Origin of the sequence: Actinomadura sp. WMMA1423 (assembly GCF_006547145.1) — a bacterium.
In the GTDB taxonomy this organism is placed as follows: Bacteria; Actinomycetota; Actinomycetes; order Streptosporangiales; family Streptosporangiaceae; genus Spirillospora.
The window spans coordinates 4,973,063-4,994,058 of the sequence record NZ_CP041244.1 but is presented as its reverse complement, the minus strand read 5'-3'; the positions used below and the strand labels follow the sequence as shown (position 1 = coordinate 4,994,058).

19 protein-coding genes and 2 tRNA genes are annotated in these 20,996 nt (G+C 70.7%); 4 read left to right on the top strand and 17 right to left on the bottom strand.

The features are described from left to right. Window positions 1-232: 232 nt before the first annotated feature. From FKD65_RS23070 to FKD65_RS23035, 8 genes are all read right to left on the bottom strand, one after another. On the bottom strand, window positions 233-1,435 hold the full coding sequence (locus FKD65_RS23070) for a glycoside hydrolase family 6 protein (RefSeq protein WP_141579458.1): 1,203 nt from the start codon (window positions 1,433-1,435) through the stop codon (window positions 233-235). A gap of 344 nt (window positions 1,436-1,779) precedes the next feature. Beyond that, window positions 1,780-3,129 (bottom strand): pentapeptide repeat-containing protein, encoded by a 1,350-nt coding sequence (locus tag FKD65_RS23065; protein WP_141579457.1) that lies wholly within the window; start codon window positions 3,127-3,129, stop codon window positions 1,780-1,782. An 84-nt stretch (window positions 3,130-3,213) separates the two neighbouring features. After that, window positions 3,214-3,948 carry an SDR family oxidoreductase gene (locus FKD65_RS23060; protein ID WP_141579456.1) on the bottom strand — a complete coding sequence of 245 codons (735 nt, stop codon included), beginning with the start codon at window positions 3,946-3,948 and terminating at the stop codon, window positions 3,214-3,216. A gap of 262 nt (window positions 3,949-4,210) precedes the next feature. Further along, complete coding sequence (locus FKD65_RS46295) at window positions 4,211-6,982, bottom strand: AAA family ATPase (RefSeq protein ID WP_141579455.1); 2,772 nt, start codon at window positions 6,980-6,982, stop codon at window positions 4,211-4,213. 193 nt (window positions 6,983-7,175) lie between these two features. Further along, a complete protein-coding gene (locus FKD65_RS23050; RefSeq protein ID WP_168221151.1) occupies window positions 7,176-8,183 on the bottom strand; it encodes a zinc-binding dehydrogenase in 1,008 nt (335 codons plus the stop codon). A gap of 38 nt (window positions 8,184-8,221) precedes the next feature. After that, window positions 8,222-9,055: an alpha/beta fold hydrolase gene (locus FKD65_RS23045; RefSeq protein ID WP_141579454.1), complete on the bottom strand. Its 834-nt coding sequence runs from the start codon at window positions 9,053-9,055 to the stop codon at window positions 8,222-8,224. Between the two features lie 642 nt (window positions 9,056-9,697). After that, a tRNA-Ser gene (locus tag FKD65_RS23040) sits at window positions 9,698-9,786 on the bottom strand. Window positions 9,787-9,923: 137 nt separating this feature from the next. Then, a complete protein-coding gene (locus FKD65_RS23035) occupies window positions 9,924-10,355 on the bottom strand; it encodes a hypothetical protein (protein WP_141579453.1) in 432 nt (143 codons plus the stop codon). Between the two features lie 188 nt (window positions 10,356-10,543). On the opposite strand from FKD65_RS23035, the gene FKD65_RS23030 reads away from it, so the two are divergent. Continuing rightward, a tRNA-Arg gene (locus tag FKD65_RS23030) sits at window positions 10,544-10,616 on the top strand. A gap of 339 nt (window positions 10,617-10,955) precedes the next feature. Here the strand turns inward: FKD65_RS23030 and FKD65_RS23025 are convergent. Next, window positions 10,956-11,408 (bottom strand): hypothetical protein, encoded by a 453-nt coding sequence (locus tag FKD65_RS23025; protein WP_141579452.1) that lies wholly within the window; start codon window positions 11,406-11,408, stop codon window positions 10,956-10,958. Window positions 11,409-11,677: 269 nt separating this feature from the next. Between FKD65_RS23025 and FKD65_RS23020 the strand changes: the two genes are divergently transcribed. The 3 genes from FKD65_RS23020 (at window position 11,678) to FKD65_RS23010 (ending at window position 13,704) form a co-directional block, all read left to right on the top strand. Then, window positions 11,678-12,070, top strand: a complete 393-nt coding sequence (locus tag FKD65_RS23020) for a hypothetical protein (protein WP_141579451.1) — start codon at window positions 11,678-11,680, stop codon at window positions 12,068-12,070. 212 nt (window positions 12,071-12,282) lie between these two features. Continuing rightward, entirely contained in the window at window positions 12,283-12,993 is a 711-nt protein-coding gene (locus FKD65_RS23015) for a helix-turn-helix domain-containing protein (protein WP_205718225.1), read from the top strand. Between the two features lie 51 nt (window positions 12,994-13,044). Next, window positions 13,045-13,704 (top strand): dihydrofolate reductase family protein, encoded by a 660-nt coding sequence (locus FKD65_RS23010; protein ID WP_141579450.1) that lies wholly within the window; start codon window positions 13,045-13,047, stop codon window positions 13,702-13,704. Window positions 13,705-13,825: 121 nt separating this feature from the next. Here the strand turns inward: FKD65_RS23010 and FKD65_RS23005 are convergent, their stop codons facing one another. The 8 genes from FKD65_RS23005 to FKD65_RS22970 form a co-directional block, all read right to left on the bottom strand. Next, a complete protein-coding gene (locus FKD65_RS23005) occupies window positions 13,826-14,674 on the bottom strand; it encodes a hypothetical protein (RefSeq protein WP_141579449.1) in 849 nt (282 codons plus the stop codon). A gap of 184 nt (window positions 14,675-14,858) precedes the next feature. Then, on the bottom strand, window positions 14,859-15,401 hold the full coding sequence (locus FKD65_RS23000) for a DUF1707 domain-containing protein (protein WP_141579448.1): 543 nt from the start codon (window positions 15,399-15,401) through the stop codon (window positions 14,859-14,861). Between the two features lie 64 nt (window positions 15,402-15,465). Continuing rightward, the gene (locus FKD65_RS22995; RefSeq protein WP_141579447.1) at window positions 15,466-16,092 is read right to left on the bottom strand and encodes an acetate uptake transporter family protein; all 627 of its coding nucleotides are present in this window, start codon (window positions 16,090-16,092) and stop codon (window positions 15,466-15,468) included. 348 nt (window positions 16,093-16,440) lie between these two features. Continuing rightward, window positions 16,441-17,304 (bottom strand): SDR family NAD(P)-dependent oxidoreductase, encoded by an 864-nt coding sequence (locus FKD65_RS22990; RefSeq protein ID WP_141579446.1) that lies wholly within the window; start codon window positions 17,302-17,304, stop codon window positions 16,441-16,443. Next, the gene (locus tag FKD65_RS22985; RefSeq protein WP_141579445.1) at window positions 17,301-18,269 is read right to left on the bottom strand and encodes an alpha/beta hydrolase; all 969 of its coding nucleotides are present in this window, start codon (window positions 18,267-18,269) and stop codon (window positions 17,301-17,303) included. Before FKD65_RS22985 ends, FKD65_RS22990 begins: the two co-directional genes overlap by 4 nt. Before the next feature lie 78 nt (window positions 18,270-18,347). Then, the gene (locus FKD65_RS22980) at window positions 18,348-19,676 is read right to left on the bottom strand and encodes a HAMP domain-containing sensor histidine kinase (protein ID WP_141579444.1); all 1,329 of its coding nucleotides are present in this window, start codon (window positions 19,674-19,676) and stop codon (window positions 18,348-18,350) included. After that, window positions 19,673-20,356, bottom strand: coding sequence for a response regulator transcription factor (locus FKD65_RS22975; protein WP_141579443.1), 684 nt, complete (start codon window positions 20,354-20,356; stop codon window positions 19,673-19,675). The genes FKD65_RS22980 and FKD65_RS22975 overlap by 4 nt, the downstream gene beginning before the upstream one ends. Before the next feature lie 78 nt (window positions 20,357-20,434). Then, window positions 20,435-20,896: a DUF5666 domain-containing protein gene (locus FKD65_RS22970; protein WP_141579442.1), complete on the bottom strand. Its 462-nt coding sequence runs from the start codon at window positions 20,894-20,896 to the stop codon at window positions 20,435-20,437. Window positions 20,897-20,996 lie beyond the last annotated feature (100 nt).

Below are 20,996 nucleotides of genomic sequence, written 5' to 3'. Positions count from 1 at the left end.
GGTTGCCAACTCTGGGACGGGAAGGGTAGAGGTCGTCCGCAGGCCGGAGCATGAGTGCCGGGCTTGTGCCCCAATTCAGTCGAATCGGTCTTCATTGATCGGCGTCAAGCGGTCGGCCGCATCGGGATTCGCATCGCCGATGCGGCCGGGTGGGAACTCTGATCCGCACGGGGATCAGAGCCTGCCGAGGGCGCGGCCTGAGCGCGGGGCGTTCGTGTCCGGTTCGGGCCGGTCAGCGGAGGGGAGGTACGGCTCGCTGGGCGAGGCCCAGGGCGTACTCGGGCCACCAGGCGCCGGCCGCCGGATCGACCACGCCGTACTCGGGGTCCTCCGGGCCGGCGGTGCCGCGCGTGCACTGGCCGTCGGATTCGCCGGGACGCTTGATCCAGAGGAAGGCGTCGACCAGGGGATCACCGGTCCGGGTCGAGGGCCGGGCGCCAAGGCCCCGGCCCGGCGGGTTGCACCAGACCTGGGGGTCGGTGTACTTGTCCGCCGGAGGCGTCCACGGTCCCTGGCCGTTGCGGCTGGTGTCCAGGACGAAGTGTGTGAGGCCGCGCGGATCGTCGGGGACGGTGGCCAGGTCGGCGTCGGAGCAACTGGTCGCGCCCGTCTTCTGGCGGAAGCGCAGGCACTTGGACAGTCTGGTGCCGTACGAGACCAACTCGTCGGTACTGCGGTAGTTGGAGACGTTCAGCGCGAAGCCGTCCGCCTTGGCGATACCGCCCTTGAGCAGGCGGCCGGCCATGCCGAGCTGGGCGCGCGGTTCGCCGTATCCGGCGTCGTAGTCGTTGAGCGGCTGCCAGTCCGAGTGGCCGGAGTCCACGTAGACGCCGGTGCGCGGCAGCCGCTGCAGGGCGCCGATCGCATAGTTGATCTCGCGGAAGCGTTCGTCGACCCGGGCGGGGTCCTCCGGCGTTCCACTGGTGCCTCCACCGCCCTCGTTGCACCACGGTTCACTGGACAGCAGCGCCAGCCCGTCGGGCTCGACGATCACCACGGCCCGGCCGCCGCCGACTCCCTTGGCGAAGGCGTCGATCCAGGCGCGGTAGGCGGCCTCGGTCGGAGCGCCGCCCGCTGAGTACTGCGAGCAGTCCCGGCCCGGTACGTAGTACGCGACCAGCACCGGAACGGCGTGCTGCTTGGCGGCCCTGACCATCGTCTGCCGCACCGACGTCCGCACCTCGGCGGGGGTGCCGCCGGTGAACCAGATCGCCTGCGAGACCTTGGACAGGGCCCGCATGTGCGCCGCGTCGGCTCTGCGTCCCGCGGCCGCCCAGATGTCAGCCTGCCGCCCGGCGTTGGTCGTGGGCTCGACGTAGAACCTGGCCTTCCCGGCCAGCGGGTCGTCGTGCCCCAACGCCTGCGCCGGCGGGGCGGCGAGAAGCGCGACGATGCTCGTCGCAGCGGTGGCGAGGATCCCGATGCCTCGTCTCATCCGGTACTCCAGACTCTCGGGGTGGTGGAGGAGGCGCACCCATGAACCGCTGAGTCATCCGGCCTTGCGGGACGAGTGAACCGGTTGTGGGAGCGCTCCCACGGTGGAGTCTGAGCATCCTCCGAAGATCCGTCAAGACCCAACCTCCCGGCGATCGCCCGATCGTCCTTGCGCCGGCAGCGCGTCAGCGCCGATCACCCAACCCCGTACCCGCGGCAGGCGTCCAGCGGCGGTAGTCGCAGCAGTGAGCGGGCCAGATCCGGGCGGGAGGCGGCCCACCGGGACACGGAACGCAAGCGCCTCGCTATAGGTCGGCGCTTCACCCCAAATAGCGCGACCGCCAACTAGCGGCCGAAGTCGAAGAAGGGGTCGCCCTCGGGAAGGGGCCGTGGTTGCGGGTGGGGCGTCTGCCGTTCGGAGGGAATGGGGCGCTTTTCGCGTACTCGAAAAGTGTCCTGGTCGATGGGGTCGGATTCCCTGCGGACTGCCTCGGCCAACTCGGTGTTCGGCCATCTGGTCGTGGAGTCCCAGGTGCACTGAGCGAGGTGCCCTAGAACGTAGCCCGGGTCGATCGATTCGGAGTCGTATTGTAGGCGGGTGCCGGTGAAATCCGCACCGGCGAGGTCGGCGCCTGTGAAAACGGCTCCCACCAGGTAGGCGTCGATGAACCTGGTCCGCACGAGCCGCGCGTCATCGAAGCACCAGGCGCCTATCGGGGGAGCGCCGCCGAAGTAGGCATCGGTCAGATCGGCATCGGTCAGGTCGGCGCCGACGAAATCGCCGACGATGCCGAAGTCGACATGGCGTAGATCCGCACCGATGAGTTTGGCGCCGGTGAACCGGGCTCCAAAGCTCGAGGGCGGGACCGGTTCGGCCGAGGAGAGATCGGCATGGCGCAGATCGGCTCCGCTGAGGTCGGCGCCTGTGAGGTCGGTGCCCTCGGGGAACCGGACACCCCGCAGGTCGGCCCCACGCAGGTCCTTGCGGACGAGCTGGGCGACGGCCTCGGCGCTGCTGTCGTCGATCAGTTCGGCCAGGTTCTCGGGTAAGCCGGACGGCCGGCTGGTCCCCGTCCGCTCGCCGGTGATGGCGTCTTCGGGGACGACCCTTCCGTGCAGCGCGTGCAGGGAGAAACCGTCGCGGTAGCGGAGTGCCGGACCTGTGCGGCAGTGCAGCACGAGGGGGTCTTCCCCGGTCCTTGGCGAGGTGGCGAGACGGATCTGAGCGGGACGCTCGCACAACAGGCATACCTTTTCGAAGGGCCACCAGCCGCCGCACGACTCGATGAGTTCTTTCCACAGCGCCAGCCTGTGATTCCAGACCTCCCGGCGTCGTTTACGGAAAAACCATCCGCCCTTCTTGCTCTCACGACCGCTGAGCAGGGTCAGGAGGAACTCGCCCGGTTCCGGCACACCGTGGGCGGCCGCGATCGCCTGGGGCCTCGGCGTGCCGAACTCACTCCAGTTCCAATCGGGATCCCCGCCGGGTGAGTCGATCCATACGAGCCGCGGCTGCGGCGCGCCGACCAGTTCGTACAACCCGCGGATCGCCGCCTCGGCGGCAGGCCGGTCGGCCGGTTCAGTGGCCTGCCGTCCCGCCCATTCAGGCAGGCGAGCGGCCAGCTGTGTGATTTCCATGCCGGCGAAGTCCGGGTGGACATAGATCTCGGTGTTGAACGGGCGAGGCAGCACCATACTTGGTCCCTATCACGGGATGCGTCACCCATCCAGATCCCGAGCCAACGCTGCCTCCCAGGCCGGCCCGGTGCCCTGACAGGGTCAGTTCTGGGCCGTGGGGCGGATGATCAGTTCGTTGACGTCCACGCCGGGCGGTCGGGTGATCGCGTACGCGATGGCGTCGGCTATGGCGGAGGCCGGGATGGCGAGCTGTTCGGCGGCGGCCCGGGCGGCCGCCTGTGCCTCGGGGGCGCCGCCGCGGTGGGTGAGCTCCGACTCGGTGAAGCCGGGGCTCACCACGGTCACGCGGACGTCGCGGCTCTCCTGGCGCAGCCCTTCCGAGAGCGCCCACACCGCGTACTTGGTGGCGCAGTAGACCGCGGCCGTAGGGTCGACCCGGTGCGCGGCCGTCGAAGCGACGTTGACGATGTGGCCGGAGCCCTGGGCGAGCATCAGAGGGTGCGCGGCCGCGATGCCGTGCAGGGTTCCCCGCAGGTTCACGTCGATCATCTGGTTCCACTCGTCGATGCGCCGGGCCTCCAGGGTCGAGAGGGCCATCACACCCGCATTGTTGACGAGCACGTCGATGCGTCCGTGGCGCTCGTGGGCGGCTTCGACGAAGGCGCTCATGCCGTCCAGGCTCGTCACGTCGAGATCGTGGTGGTCGCATCGGCCGCCGGCGGTTCGGATCTCGTCGGCGAGCCTCTTCAGCCGGTCGAGGCGCCGGGCGCCGAGCACGACGTGATGCCCGTCCGCCGCCAGCCGGCGTGCGGTCGCGGCACCGATGCCGCTGCTCGCCCCGGTGATGAGAACGATCTTGCTGTCGGTGGCGTCCATCGGAACTCCTTGCGGTGCGGGTGGCAGGGGCGGGCGTCTCGTCCGGCTGCGGCGTCCTGGCCCTCTGCTCGGAAGACCTCGCCGCCGGTCGGGCCCGCTGAGACCAGCCTCCGCGGCGGAGCGGCGGCGAACATCGGTCATTCGACTCGATGAAGGGGGACGCCGGCGTGCGAGGCCGGTCCTCGGGTCCACCGGCCGCAGTGTCATCCGACCTGTGCTCGAGAGGCGCGGATCCGGCGGGGAGCCGCATCACGTCCAGGCGTCAAGGGGTGCCCCGGCCGTCGTCGAGGTCGGTCAGGGCGTCGCGGAGGGCGGCGCGCGAACCGATGCCGAGCTTGGGGAACACCCGGTAGAGGTGCGCGCCGACGGTTCGCGGTGACAGCGACAACCGCTCGCCGATCTGCCGGTTGGTAAGGCCGGTCGCCGCCAGTTGGGCGATCTGGCGTTCCTGGGGGGTGAGCGCCGGCCCCGGCCCCGTGGCGGACGCGCGCCGGCTCCTGCCGGTGGCGCGCAGCGCGGCGTCCGCTCGCTCGGCCCATGGCGTCGCGCCGAGGGCGGTGAACAGCCTCCCCGCGCGTTCCAGATGGGGACGGGCGGCCCGCATCGCACGGTCCATCCGGAGGCGCTCGCCGTAGGCGAGTTCGAGGCGGGCCAGGGGGAACGGCCACTGTTCCGAGTCGGGGTCGCGGACGAGCGGCTCGAACAGATCGCGATAGCAGCCGTCGTCCGCCACCAGTGCGGCGGAGGCGCCGCACAGGAAGCGGAGGCGGGGCGAGACGCGCGCCAGGCCCGCGTCCGCCGCGGCGCGGACGTGCGCGCGGGCCTCGTCGGCGTGCCCGCTGCGCACGGCGGCCTCGACCGCGTCCATGACCGTCCAGACCGTGACCTGCTCGTGCGGCGGGAACGTCCCCAGCGGGCAGATCGAGGCGAAATGCTCGTAGGCGTCCTGGTGCCGCCCCTGGGTGAGGGCGGCCAGGCCCTCGATGTTGGAGGTGAAGGTGCGGACGGCCAGGGCGTTGCGCGGGATCGCCCACTGGTGCATCCGGGCGCGGGCATGGGCGATGTACTCCTGGTCGCCCCGGGCGGCGGCCAGCAGCATCCGCGGGTTCTGCGCTCCCCAGATCAGCAGCTCGTAGCCGTGCTCCCGGCACAGGGCGATGCCCTCGTCGGCCAGGTTCCCCGCCTCCTCCCAGCGGCCTTCGAGGAACGCGCCGACCGCCAGCATGATCAGGGCTTGGATGGCGAGCGCGACGGCGCCTCCGATCCTGCCCTCGGCGGCCGCGCGTTCCAACGCGGCCCTGGGGGTCCGGTCGACGTACTGGCCCGCGACGGCGACCGTGATGACCCGGATCGGGTTGGTCTCGCCGTCCAGGTCCGCGACCAGCGCGTCCAGTTCGCGCAGCTGCTCGGGCGTCGCCCGGACGGGATCGCCGAACGTCGCCGCCATGAGGCGGAACGGCGCGCTGAGCAGCGGCGCCAGCCGGGCGACCGCCTTGTCGAACGGCCCCCACAACTCCCGGCGGCCGCCGAAGGCGCAGATCATCATGAGCGTCCGCAGCGCCTCCTCCAGCTCCGCGGCGGACTGGGGACCGGCAGAGGGGGCGAGGGCACCGACGAGCATCTTGTGTGCGGTGTCGATGTCGCCTTCGCTGTTGAGCAGGTGGGCCGCCGCCGCGTTCGAGGCCTGCAGCGTGCTCGTCACCGCCGGATCGGCCGTCCGGGCGCGCTCCAGCAGAGTGCGGGCGCCCGCGAGCGTGCCGGCGAAATTGGCCCCGATATAGGCGGCCTGGGCGAGCCTGCGGGCCCGCTCGGACGGGGCCAGCGTGAGATCCGCGGCGCGCAGCAGCACCGACACCGCCTGCACCGTGTCGCCGCGTTCGAGCGCGGCGTCCGCGACCTCGACGAGCAGGCGGGCGATCATGTCGTCGGGGCCCAGGGCCGCCTCGGCCAGATGCAGAGCCCGCACCTCCCGGCCCGCCGCCAGCTGCGCGAGGCGGCGGTGTGCCGCCCGGCGCTCGGGCGCGGTGGCCAGGTCCACGACCGCGGACCGGATGAGCGGGTGCGCGAAGAGCAGCCGGTTCGCCCGCCGGTCCACCGAGACCAGCCCGGTCACCTCGGCGGGAGCCAGATCGGCCGACGAACCCGCGACGACCTCCGTCAGGCCTGTGCCGTCCCCGCCGCCGAGCGCGGCGAGCAGCAGCAGCCGCCGGGTGGGGGCGGGCAGCGACGCGACCCGGCGCTCGAACAGCCACGTCAGACGGACGCTGAGCGGCAGGGTGGGCGGCAGGAAGTCGGCTCCGCTCTCCTGCGCCGAGGTCAGCGAGCGCGGCAGTTCGATGAGGGCCAGGGGATTGCCCCCGGCGTCGGCGAGGATCCGGTGCCGGACCGACGAGTGCAGGTTCGGGTGGTGGCGGCGCAGCAGGCTGAGGGCGGCGTCGTCGTCCAGCGGCGCCAAAGACAGTTCCGGCGCCGACTCGCGGTCGAAGAAGCTCTCGTGCCCCGCGCGCTGCGCCAGCAGCATGCCGACCCGGAGCCCGCCGATCCTGCGGGCCACCAGATTGAGGATCACAACGCTCGCGCGGTCGACCCACTGCAGATCGTCGACGACCAGCACCAGCGGCGCCGTCGAGGAGAGATGCCGCAACCAGTCGAGCAGCGCGGTGGTGAGCGCCAGCCGGCTGGGAGGATCTCCGCGGTCGAGGCCAAGTGCGGTCGCCAGCGCGGCGCGGTGCGGCGCCGGCAGCCCCGGCAGGCTGTCCACGACGGGCAGCAGGAGCTGGTGGAGCCCGGCGAAGCTCAGCTCGGTCTCGTACTCGGAGCCGGAGGCCCGCAACACGCGGGCGCCCATGGACTCGGCCTTCTGAGCGGCGACGCCGAGCAGCTCGGTCTTGCCCATGCCCGGGTCGCCGGTGAGGAGCTGCGCCCCGCCCTCCCGGAGGGCGGTCCGCAGGAACGAGGTGAGCGCCGCCGCTTCCGGTGCCCGCCCCACGATGAGGCGCCCACCGGTGCCGCCGCCGGATTCGTGGTCGGCCACGAGCCCCCCGGAGTAGTCGGGCCGCGACCCGGTCCACGGGCTCGAACACTCGGGCCCGACAGACCGGGAATATGACCACCACCAGCGTATTCGAGACGCCGGGCGGCATGCTCGCTGGGAGGGCCCTCTACTCGGCGGGCTCCGCGCCGGGACGCGTCAGGGACGCGATGGCCCGCTGCGGCGGGTTCTCCGGCTATGCGACGCGGACGACGACCTTGCCGGCCGGGACGCCGCGTTCGACGTCCTTCAGAGCGAGGTCGACGTCCCCCAGCCGGTATCCGTCGCCGTGGAGGACCGGACGCAACGCGCCTTCGGAGGCGAGCGCCGCCGCCGAGGCGAGTATCCGCCCGTGGGCGGCCCTCCCCTCGCCCTCCAGAAGGGGGAAGAGCGTGAACACCCCGGAATAGGTCGCACCGCGGAACGACAGCGGCGCCAGGCTGTGGGTGCCCCAGCCGAGGCTGCTGACGACATGACCGGTGTAGCGCTTGACCGCCCCGAACGATCGGTCCAGGTTCTCGCCGCCGAGCGTGTCGAAGACGACGTTGAAGCCCAGCCCGCCCGTGTGCTCGCGTACGTACTCCTCGACCGGCGAGCGCTCGAAATCGATCGGGACCGCCCCGAGCCCGCGCAGGGTCGCGGCCTGGTCCGCATGGCCGGTCGCCCACACCCGCGCTCCCCTGGCCACGGCGAGCTGGACCGCCAGGTGCCCCACGCCGCCGGCCCCACCGTGTACGAGAACCGTGTCCCCGCCGCTCACCTGGGCCCGGTCGACCAGGCCCTCCCAGGCGGTGATGATCGCCAGCGGCACCGCGGCGGCCTCCTCCATCGTCCACTCTGCCGGCTTGTGGGCGAGCAGCGAGGCGTCCACCGCGGCGTACTCGGCCAGGCTTCCCTGCACCCCGCCGACGCCGCCGATCATTCCGTAGACCTCGTCGCCGACCGCGAAGCCCGCCGCCTGCGGCCCGAGGGCGGTGACGACACCGGAGGCGTCGAGCCCGAGGACCGCCGGCGGGCGCACCCGGGCGTGCGCGGCCGCCCCGGCGGCGATCTTGACGTCCAGCGGGTTGAGGCCGGCCGCCGCGATCCGGACCAGCACCTCGCCGGGGCCCGGCGAGGGCACCGGCAGTTCGGACGGCCGAAGCGGCTCGCCGAAGGCGCCCAGGACCTGGGCCCGCATGACGGCCGGGGGCGATTGGTTCATGGTTCGGATCTCCTCAGTGCCGGGACTCGACGGGACTGTCAGGCCTTGATGAAGTCGAGGAGGGCCGGGTTGACGACCTCCGGGTGGGTCCAAGCGATGTTGTGCGGGCCGTCCTCGACGGTGACGAGCGTCAGCCCGGGGATGAGGGCCGGCAGGCGCGCGGCCGTGGCGTCGTAGGGCAGGATGCGATCGGAATCGCCGTGCACCACGAGCATGGGCACGTCGATCGACGCGACGTCTGCTCGGAAGTCGGTGAGCCAGGTGTCGACGCAGGCGTGCACGGCGTAGGGGCCGGCCTGCAACGCCATGGCGAACGCGGCCTGCCAGGCGGGCTCGCTGATCCGGGTCCCGCCGAGGATGTCCACGTTGAAGAAGTCGTCGAGGAAGTCCTTGAAGTAGGCGGGCCGGTCGGCGACGATCGCGGCCTTGATGCCCTCGAACACCCCGCGATCCACTCCCTCGGGGTTGTCCTCGGCCTTGAGCAGGTACGGCGGGACGGTCGCCAGCAGCGCGGCCTTGCCGACCCGGCCGGAGCCGTGGCGGCCGAGGTAGCGGACGACCTCGCCGGTCCCCATGGAGAATCCGACCAGCACGACGTCACGCAGGTCGAGGTGTTCGAGCAGCGCGTGCAGGTCGTCGGCGAAGGTGTCGTAGTCGAACCCGACCGTGGTGCGGCTGGACTCGCCGAACCCGCGGCGGTCGTAGGAGACGACCCGGTGTCCGGCCTCGAGCAGGGCGCGCTCCTGCTTGTCCCAGGACCGGCCGTCGAGGGGGAAGCCGTGGATGAGGACGACGGGCCGTCCACTGCCGTGGTCCTCGAAGTGGATCTCGATGTCGTGGCCGTTCTCCCGGCCGACGCTCAGCTTCGTCATGGCGTGCCTCCTGGCTGGTGCGGTTGGTACGACCAGTCTTTTCGCGGCGGAGGACGCCAACATCAGTTGGATGACCTAACCAGCCCGGCCCGGTACCCCGCGGCCGTGCCACCGCGCGCCAGAAGGGAGGCCACGCCCACGGATGCGCATGCCGACCTGGCCGATGCGGGGATCAAGGCCCCTTGCCGCGCGGAGCCGGCGAAGAATACTGGTCGCCCCCTCGCCAGATAGCCATGCACCGATCCGCCATCGGCACCACATCCGCCAGGCACACCTGACCGACGAACCATCCCCCGACGAGCTATGCGAGCGCGTCCTCGTCGTCGCCAACCACGTCCACAATGCGACCACCCTCCACGAGCGGCTGCCTCGATGGCGGCCAAACCCATCCGCCGGTAGCGCGAGTGCAGCAAGTGGGCGGAATCTTCACCGCGGAGTGCCATACAGGAGGACCCGAGAGTTCGGCCGAACCGGCACGACCAACACGCAGGGGTAAGCAAGTCGGGGACACCGGGCTTGCCCCAGGGAGGGCGCACTCCATCGACGTCCCGTGCACACCAGGCCAGGAAAAACGGACATCTGGAACGCAACAGGGACCTCGCTCAAGATCGTAATCTCGGACGAAGTCCCTGTTCAAAGTAGCGGAGGATCGGGGATTTGAACCCCGGATGGGCTTGCACCCAAACCGCATTAGCAGTGCGGCGCCATAGACCGGACTAGGCGAATCCTCCAGTAGCCATCAGGCTCAGGACAGGCTACCGGTTCGGCGAGCCAACCGGCAAAGTCTGACCCGTGGCCTCGACAGCATAGTCGGAAACACGTCCCTGCGCCGCGCTCCCGGGGCCGCGGGAGCGGATCGCGCCGGTCGTCAGCCGCCCAGTCGGAAGCCGGTGAACCCGCAGGCCTCGGCCAGGTCGTTGCCGTGCTGCCGCATTCCCGCGAGGTCGGGCTGACGCGGCGTCGTGCTGCCGGACTGGACCTGCCGCAGCATCGACGCGGTCTGGTCGAGGTCGCCCGCGAACGCGGTCGCGGCGGTCTCGACGTCGCCGCCGGCGCTCTGTCCCTCGGACCGCACCTTCGCGGCCGTGTCCGCGAACTTCTGCGCGGTGGCCGAGGCGCCGCCGGGCGTCGTCATCGACATGCCGCCGGTGGAGAAGCTCCGCAGCTCCGTCTCGATGTTCTTGCAGGCGGTCTTCTTCTTGCCGCCGGCGATGGCGTCGACCGCGCCACAGCCTGTGGAGCCGAGCATCAAGCCACCGACGGCGACGACGCCGACCAGCGTGGTGGCGGACATGCGCATGAGGATTCTCCTTCAGGGGGATGGGCTTTCGGACGGGCTACACCCTCCCAGGCCACACCCGCCGCAATCACCCATTTGGCGTACCAACCCCCGCAAGGGTTCCGTGACACAGGTCACACTCACTGCCCTCGGCGTCCGCCAACCGATTCGCGGTCAGGTCCCTGGAGCCGGTACAGTAACTCCGGCAGGCACCCGTAGCTCAACGGATAGAGCATCTGACTACGGATCAGAAGGTTAGGGGTTCGAATCCCTTCGGGTGCGCATAGTTCAGAGGCCCCTTCCAGTTCCGGGAGGGGCCTCTTGTGTGCGCCCTGGGCGCCACGTTGGGAGCCACGGGCTTCGATCAGGCCCCGTTGAGGGCACCGGTCATGGCCTCAACCGCCGCACGCTTGTCATCGACTAGACGGCGATCGAGTGCTCAGGTTGCTGTGCGGTCCCGTGCCAGGCCGCCTGGGGCGTGTGGTGTGGGGGGCGGGCAGCGGACGGTCGTGCCGGGCAGGGCAGCGTGACGCGGTCGCTGGCCCCGTCTGGCCGTCGCGGGGGCCGCGTCGCCTTTGGGAGGCCATCGCGCGGCATCCTTTGCAGTGCGCGTTGATGGTGTCAGGTGTTGAAAGCCGCGACGTAGACGGTCAGGGTGCTGGGGTCGGATGTGTCGATTACTACTTGGCGCTCGGGTGTCTTTTGTTCAGGGTCGATGGGGTCACGGACGCCTTCGAAGTGTGGAAGCTCATCCAGATGCCAGCCCAGGTTGTCGCCGAGGCCGGGTTGGATTGCGGACAGGCCAGGCTTGGGCTTGGGGAGGCCGCTGCCTTGCAGGAAACGCTGGCGGGCGGAGCGGTCGATTCGGAACCTCAGCAGTACCAGCCGGTCCAAGCGGTCTTGGTTGTAGACCTGGAAGTCGTGGGCATCGGCCGGGAGCGTCAACTTGGCGAACCGGGCCGCTTCCCGGGCGTCGACCTTGTTGGGGCCGGTGGCGGAGGGGGCGAGAGCTCTTGCAGGGGGATCGCTCGTCCCGCACCCGGTCGGCCCCAGCGCAGCGACCAGGGCGAGCACCGCGACGCAGCGTTGGTGCTGCACCCCTGACCGCGAAAAGGAACGCATTCGGTAGATATAGCGGATCACCGATCAGGGGTGACACACGCATCGCGACTCCCATGGGACGCGGGAGCCTCGAACTTTGGTGGATAGGACAGATCCATTCGCCTCCGGCGGGGGACTTTGCCTCCGGGAAGCCTCGGGTGAGCTGGCGGGGCGTCTTCGCTGGCCTCGATGAGCCCTTCGCTGGCACACTTCACAACACCTCGGGAGTGTCTGGAGTGGGTATGGTCTGGGCCATCGTCGAACGGTTCACCGGCGTGATCTTCCTGCTCATCGTCCTGCCGGACTACCTCCAGGAACGCCACCTCACCCGCAACGGAGTGCGCACCCGCGCCGAGGTGGGCAGGAAGTACGAGCAGGTCTCCTTCTGGCGGAGCGGGATCGTGCGAAAGTACGACCTGACCTTCACCACCGCCGACGACACCCGCATCACGACCCGCTACGAGCCCAGCCGCGTCCTGGAAGGCTGGGAGCCCATCGTCTACGACCCCAAGCATCCCGAGGACCTCCGCCTGGCCTCCGACCTTCCCCCGAAGCCCGTCTACGTCTACGGCGGCGTCGCCTGCACGATCTTCTTCGCGATCTTCCCCCCGTCCCTGCTCTCCACTCTGAGCTGATCGCCAGGCCGGCGGACCCCCGGCGGGAGGCGGTCCGGCTCCTGCCGCTACCGCATGTTCTGCGACCGCGTTTGGGGGCCGTCCGGTTTCCTGAGTTGGTGGGACGGGCCGTCGGTGACGGTGTTGGCCGCATGTACGGCTCCTGCGCTCTCGATCGTCGTTGCCGATGTCTACGCTCCAGGGGAGCGACCCGATTGAAGGCGGAGGAGGCCGTGACCTTGCGGTTCGAGCATCGCGAGACCGAGATCGACGTGAGGCTCGTCGACCGTGTGTGGCGCACCCGGAGCGACGTTGAGGGCACGATGACGTCCGCGGCGCGCACCTGCTGGCATCTGGTCCTCGCGCGGACGCGGGGGCGCCTGCTCGTCGGCCTGCGCGGGCCGGAGACGGGGGCGACCTCCGCGCCGGTTCCGGCGGACACCGAGTTCCTGGGGGTCCGGTTCGCGCTCGGCACGGTTCTGCGGACGCATCCCGCAGCTTCGATCGTTGACGGGTACGTGCCGTTCCCCGTGACGGAGTCGGGCCGGGTCGTCATCGGTGGCGAGGACTGGGAGGCGCCGACGTACGAGAACGTCGAGCACCTCGTCCGGCGACTGCGGGACGCGGGTCTGCTCGTGCGGTCGCGGCTCGGGGAGGTGGAGCATCCCACCCCGACCAGGCGCACCCTTCAGCGTCGTTACCGCGCGATCACTGGGCTGTCGCGAACCGCCGTGCAGCAGATCGACCGGGCGAACGCCGCGGCCACGATGCTGCGCGAGGGCCACGACTGGCGAACGGTCGTCGAGAGGCTCGGGTACTTCGACCAGGCCCACCTCGCGCATGCGCTGCGTCGTTACGTCGGGCGCACCGCGCGCGAACTGCAGGCGGGCGACCATGCCGCGATGTCGTTCCTGTACAAGACCCACTCTGGGGCCGGTAGCTAGCGTCCGCGTGTCGGCAGTCCTGGCCGGCGACCCGAATCCCGGAGGACAACCATGCTGCTCAGCGTCAACACCTTCGTCAGTCTCGACGGCGTCATGCAGGGGCCCGGAGCCCCCGACGAGGACCGGTCTGACGGCTTCGACCGCGGCGGGTGGCTCGTCCCGCACGCTTCGGCGCACACCAACGGAGTCGTCGAGAGCTGGTTCCGGGAGGCCGACGCGTTCCTCTTCGGCCGCACGAGCTTCGGCCTGCTCGGCGAGTACTGGTCGAAGGTCACCGAGCCCGGCCACCTGATCGCCGCCAAGCTCAACACGCTGCCGAAGTACGTCGTCAGCTCGACACTGACCGACGAGCAGGCCGACTGGAACCCGACGACGGTCCTGCGCGGTGACCTGGTCGACGAGGTCCGCCGCCTCAAGGGGCTTCCCGGCAAGGAGCTCCAGGTTCACGGAAGCTGGAAGCTCACGCAGGCGCTGCACCAGGCAGGGCTCGTCGATGTCTACCGGCTGCTCCAGTTCCCGGTCGTGGTCGGGACGGGGAAGCGCCTGTTCCCGGACGGGTCATCGCCCGCGACGTTCGCGGCCGCTGAAGAGGGCTCGCGCCTGCTTCCCGGCGGCGTCGTCTCGCTGACCCTCGACCCCGCGAGCCTCGGCACGATCTCCGCGGGCGCCTACACCGTGGACGAGGGGCGCTCGGCGACGGTCCTTCACTGACGGCGATGCCCTGCCGGCATGAGCTTGATCATACGGCCATGACGAAGAGCCGAGCGCTCGCCTCGGGGGCGGGTTCCGGGGCGGTCCTCGACGGACTTCGGGGACGCCCCGCTCGGTGGGGTCAGCTCACTTGCTGGTGCCTTTCCTCGCGGAAGACCCAGCCGCGGGGAAGCAGGCCGATCTGGTTGGCGAGGGAGCGGAGTTTCTCGTCGACCTCCAGGACCTGGGACTGATCCATGGTCACGCCGATGAGGTACACGTCCTTGTCTATGTAGTAGTAGGAGAGCGAGCCGTGCTCCACATCCAGGATGGTCCGGATGAGGATTCCGCTTTCCAGCCTGGACATGTACCGGTTCATCCGGCCGAGGATCCATTCCAGGCGTCTGCCGGACCGCTCGTAGTTCAACCGGCGCTCGCCCCGGGTGCCGCTCCGGAAGAACCTGTTCAGGCGGCTGTTGTCGAGGACGTCGACGTAGAAGCGGCATTTGCGCTTCACGAAGAACCCGATCCAGTGGATGTCGTCGGGATGGACGATCTGCTCGCAGAGCCGAAGGACCTCCTCGTCCGAGGCCGCGAACGAGGAGTACTTGACGGTGACCGACCTGAATCCGTCTCTCTCCGACTCGCTCGTGCTGTGGGTCTCGAGCTTGGTGCTGAGGGCGAACAGGAGGTCGGCCCCGCTGCGCTGGACGTAGATGAGGTAGGTCGTCGTCGCGGACAGCCCGATGCCCAGCCCGAGCAGGGCGGCGCCGGGTACTTCTTGGTCCTTGATGACGGCGACTATCCCGAAAAGGGTGAGCGCGATGCCATTGATCAGCAGGAAGATCTCGAGGAAGAGCTGCAGTTCCCGGCCGAGGAAGTGCATCAGCACCAGCACGGCCATGAGCGCCGCGAGCCCCGCGAGCACCATGCCCGCCCTGGTGAGGTCGTACTTCTCGCCCTTGATGTAGGCGATGAAGAACTCGACCACGATGGGGACCGCCGCTAAGACGAACAACGATGTGGCAATCTGAACTGCTCGACTGCGCACACTTCCCCCGTCTCCACAAGCTCCAGGTCAGCCTCGCGAAAGCACACGTTAGCGCTGTGCGGGCACCGTCGGTAGCCTCGCCGCTGATAGGAACTCGACCGTTATGGCGGGCCGGGGTGCGGCGTCAGCGGCGGGAGTGGTGGATCTTCAGGCGCCCGAGGCCCATGGAGCCGGTGATCCGGATCTTGGGGCCGCCGGGGCGGGTGGGGCGCCGGGGCGTGTAGCGGGCGTCCTTCAGCCCGGTGTGGAGGTCGTCGATCTCGACGATCGCGTCGCGCGGGACGGTGATCTTGGCGCGGCCGGTGCCGACCTGGAGTTCGATGTCCACGACCGGGTGCTCGATGATCGCCTCGGACAGGTCCAGATGCACTTTTCCGAAGGCGGACTCGACCTTGAGGGTGCGGGGCACCCGCCAGGGGCCGCCCCGTTTGATCCGGCCGGTGAGAGCGCCGATGGTGGACGAGGTGTCAGCGTCCTCCTCGGGGAGCGAGGCCAGCGGTGCGGCGAGGTCGCCCTGCGTCCTGGCGGCGAGGACCAGGTCGAGGCGATCGCCCATCTCCTCGTGCGTGAGGTGCCCTTTGGCGTACGCCTCTCGCAGGCGCCGCACGGCTGTGTCGCGGTCGTCGTCGCCGACGAGGCGCGCCGGGTCTTCCGGCCGGGGGGTCACGACCTCACTCTAGCGCCGACCTCGCCGGGCGAGACGGCCGCGAGACCGCCGGATCCGGCGAAGGTCAGCGGGGGCCGCTGCGGGAGGCCAGGGCCGTCATCGGCTTGCCGACGCCGAGGAAGGTGCGGCCCGTCATGCCGTTGATGAGGCCGGCGGCGGAGGCGTACCAGGCGCAGACGGCGGTCAGGACGCCCAGGTAGCCGCCGATCTTGACCGTGGTCTCGCTGGTGGCGAAGTTGCCGATGAACAGGATGATCAGTGTGGCCTCGAAGGCGACGAACACCGCGAGGACGGCCTGGTTGACCTGTGTCGCCCACAGCGTGATGTAGGTGTTGAAGATCGCGAAGGCGAGCAGGATCCAGCCGAGGTCGTTGGCCTCCTGGGCGGGGGCCGCTCCTCCGGCGATCAGGACGACGTAGAGGCCGAGGCCGAGCCAGAAGGCGCCGTAGGACGAGAAGACCGTCGCCCAGAAGACGTTGCGGTTACGGAACTCCCACATGCCGGCCAGGATCTGGACGAGCCCGCCGTAGGCGAGGGCGTAGCTCAGCCAGGCGTCGGTGCCGTCTGTCCAGCCGGCGTTCTTGACCGAGAAGAGGAACGTGGTCAGGGCGAACGCCGCCAGCCCCAGCGGCGCGGGCTCGGCGGCCGCGGACGGGGCCTGGGGGGTGGACTCGTGCTCGACGTGGGTCATATGGTGCCTCCTTGTTGGAGTCCCATCGCCTTTTCTCGCTCGGTCTCGGCCAAACAGGGATGGACGAAAGGAAACGGACAGAGGACGTCCGGGCGTCATGGGCGGGGCGTCGTTCTTCTGCCCTGTTTCGGATCCTAACTCCGCCTGCGTGCCAGGTCAGGTGCCACTTCGTGGGGCATTCCCGGTCTATTGCCATTAATCGCAGTCGCCGCGCGAGCGAGAGGCAGCGCACTGTCTCCCGGCAATAAGCCTAATGTGCCTCATGTAGGACGTTCCCGGGCCGAGCGAACAAGTCCCGTTGAATTTCCGGCCGTGAGGCGGGGCGAGCCTTGAGGAAGGCGTTGCCGACTACTTGACGACGGCGGGGCTGAACGTGGGCGGGTCGCCGAGGTGCCCGCGGTGGGACCGGGGAGTGCTCCCGTCGACGTCCACCACGCCCAGTTCGGCGCCGAGTTCGGCCCCGATGAGGACCTGGCCGTTCCACCGCATGAGCTCCGGGTGCCGGGCGAGCGCGTCGATCACCCGTCCGCTGAACTCGGCGGACTCCGCGCCCGCCGCGAACGACCTGTACCGGTCGGGGACGCCCTCGAAGAGCGCCTTGTTCCGTTCGGTTTTGAGCAGGCCCATCCACAGCGAGATGACGGCGACGTTGTAGGGCTCGAAGTCGACCGCCATGTCATGCGCCATCTTGTCGACGGCGGCCTTTCCCGCGCCGTAGGCCGGGCCGTGCATGTAGCAGCGTCCCCCGAAGGACGAGGTGTTGACGACGAGGCCCGCGTTGTTGCGCACCAGCAGCGGGGCCGCGTTGTAGCTGGCCACGTAGGCCGAGCGCATCCCCACGTCGAACATGCTCTGGAGCGCCAGGGGCTTCTCCCAGAACGGCCCTTGGCGGGTGAGGCCGTCCGGGATCGTGAACGCGTTGTTGACGAGGATGTCCAGCGCCCCGTGCTCGCGCTCCACCCGCTTGAACAGGTCGGCGACCTGCGCGTCGTCGGAGTGGTCGCAGACGACGGGCACGCCGGTGCCGCCGCGCGCGTCGATCTCCTCCGCCGTGGCGAAGACGGTGCCGGGCAGGTCGGAGTCGCCCTCCGAGCGGGTCCGTCCCGTCACGTACACGGTCGCGCCGGTCGCGCCGAGGGCCAGCGCGATGCCCTTCCCGGCGCCGCGGCTGGCGCCGGTGACGACGACGACCCGGTCTTCGTTAAGGCTCACCTGGCGCTCCCCGCGAGGAATACGAGCATGGCCGCCGTGGTCTCGGCGGGCCGCTCCATCTGCATCATGTGGCCGGCGTTCTTGATCATCTGGACGCCGCGGACGTCGGCGTGGTGTTCGCCGAGCCTGCTCAGGGGGTCGTCGCCGTGCCAGCCCTCGAGGTCGGTGTCCTGCTCGCTCCCGATGAAGTAGTACGGGACGGGGTTCTTCCGGCCGTCGTAGGTCTTGCGGTACTCCCAGGACAGGTCCATCGCCCGGTACCAGTTGAGCCCGCCGGTGAAGCCGCTGCGGCCGTAGGCGTCGACGTAGAACTCCAGCTCCGTCTCGGTCAGCCACGCCCAGGGGAGCGGCGGCGTCTCGGGGAGGGCGTCGATATAGGACGTCCCAGGAGGTTTCCGCCAGACGTCGAGGTAGTGATAGTCGCTGGAGAGCGCGTAGAAGACCTTGCGCAGGAACTCGCGGGGCGCGGCGGCGAGGTCGCGGTCGGCGACGCCGGGTTCGGCGAAGTAGTGGATGTGGTTGAAGTGCCGCTTCGCCTGGCGGGCGGCGAGCGTCAGCGGCGACTCCTCGCTCGGGGTGAAGAAGGGGTTCTCCAGCCCGATGATCGCGGCGACGCGGTCCGGGGCGTGGTAGGCGAGGTCGTAGGCGGCGAACAGGCCGAAGTCGAGGCCGCTGAAGACGGCCCGCTCCTCGCCGAGGTGGTCGAGCAGGCCGGTGAGGTCGCCCACGATCCGGTCGACGTCGTACTCGCGGTGGTCCCGCGGGCCGCCGGTGTGCCCCATTCCCCGCATGTCGGGCGCGACGACCCGGAACCCCGCGTCGGCGAGCGGCCCGATCTGGTGACGCCAGCTGAACCAGATGTGCGGGAAGCCGTGCAGGAGGACGACGAGGGGCCCCTCCCCCTGCTCCACATAGTGGACGTCCAGGCCGTTGACGCGCGCGTACCGATGACTCCACCCGGCCATGCTGCGGTTCCTTCGGTTCGGGGAGCCGACCCTCGGACTGTGCAGGACGGCGTCCCCACCGGCACCGGCGTGTCCCGCTCAGTGGGAACCGAGCGTGATGCGGACGACCGTCCCCTTCGACGGCGCGGAGAGCAGTTCGGCGCGTCCGCCATGGGCGGCGGCGATGGCGGCGACGATGGGGAGGCCGAGGCCGGTGCCGCCCTGCGCGCCCCGGTGGAAGCGTTCGAAGGCTCGCGCGGCGTCCTCGGGGGCCATGCCCGGCCCCTCGTCCGCCACCTCGATCAGGCCCGGCGCCAGACGGACGGTCGTGGGCGTTCCGGGGGGTGTGTGAGCCCGCACGTTGGCCAGGAGGTTCGCGAACACCTGGCGGATGCGGGCCTCGTCGACCGTCGCGGCCAGAGTGTCAGGGGCGTCCAGCACGATGGGACGGTCGGGGTCGGCGGCGGTCGCGTCGGCCACGGCGTCCCTGGCGAGGGCGACGAGATCTGTGCGGACGGGGCGCAGCGACGCCTCGCGGTCGAGACGGGCGAGTTCGAGGAGGTCGGTGACGAGACTGTTCATCCGGCGGGCCTCCTCCTCGATGCGGCGCATCGCGTCGGGCAGCTCGTCGGATCCGAGGGCGCCGTGCCGGTACAGCTCCGCGTAGCCCTGGACGGTCGTGAGCGGCGTCCGCAGCTCGTGGGAGGCGTCGGCGGCGAACTCGCGGACCCGGGCCTCGGACCGGCTGCGCGCCCAGAACGCCTGCTCGATCCGCTCCAGCATCACGTTGATGGCGGAGGCGAGGCGGGCCGTCTCGGTGCGCTGCCCGGGGCCGGGCATGCGGGCGCGCAGGTCGCCGCCCGCGGTGATGGCGTGCGCGGTCGCGGCCATCCGGTCCAGCGGCAGCAGGCCGCGGCGGATGAGCCACCGGCCGAGCACGAGCAGGACGGCCAGCAGCAGGGCGGCCGTCGCGATCTCGGAGAGGACGAGGTTGCGGACGGCGGCATGGATCTCGGTGAGGGGAGCGGCCACCACGATGACGCCGTTCCGCGAGGGCCGCGCCACAGCGCGGAGCCCGGGCAGCGAGAACGGTTCGAGGGTGCGCGCGCGGGCGGCCAGCTCGTCCGGGCCGAGCCGCCGCACCTCCCGCACCGCCTGCTCGGGTGCCGGCGCGTCGCCGCTGAGGACGCGGACCCGTCCGGCCGGGCCGACCGACAGCACCACGAACTGCGCGGGCGCCACCCCCTGCTCCGGCAGGCCGGGGCGCAGGAGGCGGGCGACGGCGCGGTCGCGGGTGGCCTGGAGCTGCCCGTCCACGCGGTGCATCAGGTACCCGTTCAGGACGAGCGCGCTGACCAGGCCCATGATCGCCAGCCCGGCGGTGGTGATCGCGAGCAGGCCGGTGAGGAGCCGGGCGTTGAGCGTCATGGCCGCAGCGCGTAGCCCACCCCGCGCTGGGTGTGGATCAGCGGGGTGCCGAGCGGGTCCAGCTTGCGGCGCAGGTAGCTGATGTAGGTCTCGACGACCTGCGGGTTCCCGTGGTCCCAGCCCCACACGCCGTCGAGGAGCTGGGCGCGCGAGAGCACCATGCCCGCGTGGCGCATGAGGTAGGCGAGCAGCCGGAACTCGGTCGGGGACAGCTCGACGGGGACGCCGCCGCGCCGCACCGTCCAGTGCGCCTCGTCGAGTTCGAGGTCGGCGACGCGCAGCACCGGCCCGGTGGCGGGCCCGGGCGGGGCCGCCCGGCGCAGGACGGCCCGCACCCGGGCGATCAGCGCCTCGATCGAGAACGGCTTGGTGACGTAGTCGTCACCGCCGAGCGTGAGGCCCGTGACGGTGTCGGACGGCGTGTCCCGCGCGGTCAGGAAGATCACCGGGACCTGGTCGCCGTCCGCGCGCAGCCGGCGGCAGACCTCGAAGCCCTCCAGGTCGGGCAGCATGACGTCCAGCAGGACGAGGTCGGGCCGCGCCTCGCGGACGGCCCGCAGCGCCTCCTCGCCCGTGCCGGCGGTGGCGGTCGCGAAGCCGTGGAAGCGCAGCGCGACCTCGATGAGGTCGCGGATGTTGGCCTCGTCGTCCACGACGAGCACCCGCCGGCTCTCGCTCATCGGCTCCCGCAGCTCGCTCTGTGCCCGCACATCGGGCTTTCCCGCCCGAAACTACCTGGCATTGCCGGTGCCGGCGGGTCAGCGCTTCCGGGGTTCGCGGACCAGGCGGGCGGTGCGGGTGGCCCCGGAGCGCTCCCCGGCCACGAGGACCTGGTCGCCGGCGGCGAGATTCTTGAGGGACGCCTTGTCGCCGTCCTTGCGGACGCGGGTCTTGCCGTCGGTGGTCCACGTCCAGGAGGCGCCGTCCTCGCTGCGGACGGTCAGCCCGGTCGCCGAGACGGACGTGATCTTGCCGCGCTGCCAGGTGGCGAGGTGGAAGCCGTCCTTGCGCTTGACGGTGGCCTCGCCGTGGACGCCGTTCAGCGCGCGCGCCCGGCGGAACGGGTGCCCCTTGCCGGGGTGGCCCTTGCCCGCGTGCGCCGTGGGGGAGGGGGAGGGCGCGGGGTCGTCGGCGAAGGCGGGGACGGAGAAGTAGAGGCCGAGCCCGAGCAGCCCGGCGGCGCCCGCACCGGCCGCGATCGTCTTCCGGTTGTTTCGCATGCGGATCATGTAACCGCCCCCGCCTGGCAGAAGCCCACACCGAACCCTGGGAGAACCCTGAGAGTTCCCCGCAACCCCGCCGAACACGACCCGACCGGGC

What these genes read in the sequence shown, in the direction of transcription:
- FKD65_RS22980 (WP_141579444.1), bottom strand. Translation starts at nt 19,676, where the DNA reads ATGACGCTCAACGCCCGGCTCCTCACCGGCCTGCTCGCGATCACCACC.
- FKD65_RS23020 (WP_141579451.1), top strand. Translation starts at nt 11,678, where the DNA reads ATGGTCTGGGCCATCGTCGAACGGTTCACCGGCGTGATCTTCCTGCTC.
- FKD65_RS23010 (WP_141579450.1), top strand. Translation starts at nt 13,045, where the DNA reads ATGCTGCTCAGCGTCAACACCTTCGTCAGTCTCGACGGCGTCATGCAG.
- FKD65_RS23035 (WP_141579453.1), bottom strand. Translation starts at nt 10,355, where the DNA reads ATGCGCATGTCCGCCACCACGCTGGTCGGCGTCGTCGCCGTCGGTGGC.
- FKD65_RS23050 (WP_168221151.1), bottom strand. Translation starts at nt 8,183, where the DNA reads ATGAACCAATCGCCCCCGGCCGTCATGCGGGCCCAGGTCCTGGGCGCC.
- FKD65_RS23065 (WP_141579457.1), bottom strand. Translation starts at nt 3,129, where the DNA reads ATGGTGCTGCCTCGCCCGTTCAACACCGAGATCTATGTCCACCCGGAC.
- FKD65_RS22975 (WP_141579443.1), bottom strand. Translation starts at nt 20,356, where the DNA reads ATGAGCGAGAGCCGGCGGGTGCTCGTCGTGGACGACGAGGCCAACATC.
- FKD65_RS22985 (WP_141579445.1), bottom strand. Translation starts at nt 18,269, where the DNA reads ATGGCCGGGTGGAGTCATCGGTACGCGCGCGTCAACGGCCTGGACGTC.
- FKD65_RS23070 (WP_141579458.1), bottom strand. Translation starts at nt 1,435, where the DNA reads ATGAGACGAGGCATCGGGATCCTCGCCACCGCTGCGACGAGCATCGTC.
- FKD65_RS23045 (WP_141579454.1), bottom strand. Translation starts at nt 9,055, where the DNA reads ATGACGAAGCTGAGCGTCGGCCGGGAGAACGGCCACGACATCGAGATC.
- FKD65_RS22995 (WP_141579447.1), bottom strand. Translation starts at nt 16,092, where the DNA reads ATGACCCACGTCGAGCACGAGTCCACCCCCCAGGCCCCGTCCGCGGCC.
- FKD65_RS22970 (WP_141579442.1), bottom strand. Translation starts at nt 20,896, where the DNA reads ATGCGAAACAACCGGAAGACGATCGCGGCCGGTGCGGGCGCCGCCGGG.
- FKD65_RS23060 (WP_141579456.1), bottom strand. Translation starts at nt 3,948, where the DNA reads ATGGACGCCACCGACAGCAAGATCGTTCTCATCACCGGGGCGAGCAGC.